The following is a 1,346-nucleotide window of genomic DNA, read 5'->3' on the forward strand; positions in this document are numbered from 1 at the left end:
AGTGGCGTAGACACCCTCTGTGCTACCGAGAGGCCCTGCCTTCATGCCCCCGCGCGGCCACAATCACCTGAACAGCACGCCCGTACGGAACCCCCAGCTCCACACTCGGTTTCGAGAAGCCCTCTGAGGTCTGACACAGCCGCCCGCTCAAGTCGCCAACTGAAGCGCTCAGTCACAGGTGACCCCTTACGCGCCGGGATGCTTCGGCAGGGCCCACCGGGACGCCTGGCTCGCCGCCGAAGCAGCCGCCAAGGCCGCCAACGCAGCAGACCAAGCGGCAGCCGCCTCCGCAGAGGCGCAGAAGTCCGCCGACCAGGCCCGCGCCTCGGCCATCGCAGCCGGCAAGAGCAGCGCCGAAGCAGAAGCCGCCGCCAAGGCCGCCTGGAAGGCCACGCGCGACCTTCTCGAGCAGGAAATGGAGCAGGCTCGCCAGCAGGCGGCCGAGGAACGCAAGCGGCAGGAGGAACAGGAAGGCAAACCCAAGAGGGTCTGCGTTCCAAACCCCACGCGCGAAACCATGATCCCGGTGCTGCCGTGCGTGCACTCGCCCGGCGACTCCGTGATCGTGATGCCGCTCGTCGAACCGATGCTCACGGCTGTGGTCTGGTAAGGCCTCGGCCTGAACGAGATCAAGGCCTGCATCGAGGATCCCACCATCGGCGACTGCGTGTGGGCCGCCGCCGGCTTCATCCCCTGGGGAAAGCTGAAGCTCCTCACCAAGCTCGACGACGGCCTCGACGCCATCAGGGGCCTGCGCGCCGCCCGCCGCTCCGTAAGCTGCCTGGCCGGAGCAGCACACAGCTTCCCCGCAGGCACCAAGGTCCTCATGGCCGACGGCACGGGGCGCCCGATCGAGCAGGTCAAGCCTGGCGACGTGCACTCGAAGCCGGCGACACCCTGCGTACCCCGCAGAACAGCACGGCATCGATTGCTCGCATCCACAACTGGCAGGGCCTGCAGGACGCCTACGACCTCACCGTCGACGACCTCCACACCTACTACGTTTCCACCGGCACCCCGAACGTCCTCGTTCACAACACGGACGCGGAACCCTGCCCGGCGTTTGTAAACACGACGCTCGCAAAGCTTCCCAAGTGGGTCACGGGAAAAGGGTCAGAAAACATTCGGAGAACTGACTGACGACCAAGGGAATCCGTTCCCTGACCTTCCGGAAGACATCGAGCAAATGGTCAGCGGTGAAGTCATCTACAAAAACGGAACTAACGAGCTCGTGCACGGTAGGCGGTGAGGCGTCGAGTTCCCGATCGTCGATCATGGTCGTGTGGTGGGGAATGTGTCTCGTGCAGCGATCATCAGCGACCGGAGGATCACGGGCCTGTCGGCCG

Annotated in this window: 2 protein-coding genes; one reads left to right on the plus strand and one right to left on the minus strand. The window is 65.4% G+C overall.

What is annotated here, in order from left to right:
• The first annotated feature begins 178 nt into the window (after positions 1-178).
• Positions 179-610 (plus strand): hypothetical protein, encoded by a 432-nt coding sequence (locus tag MTQ10_RS30485; RefSeq protein ID WP_247473982.1) that lies wholly within the window; start codon positions 179-181, stop codon positions 608-610.
• Positions 611-1,099: 489 nt separating this feature from the next.
• Here the strand turns inward: MTQ10_RS30485 and MTQ10_RS30490 are convergent.
• On the minus strand, positions 1,100-1,346 hold a 247-nt coding region (locus MTQ10_RS30490), incomplete at its 5' end, for a hypothetical protein (protein ID WP_247473983.1).

It is taken from the genome of Streptomyces sp. XM83C, assembly GCF_023072675.1.
Taxonomy (GTDB): Bacteria; Actinomycetota; Actinomycetes; order Streptomycetales; family Streptomycetaceae; genus Streptomyces; species Streptomyces thermocoprophilus.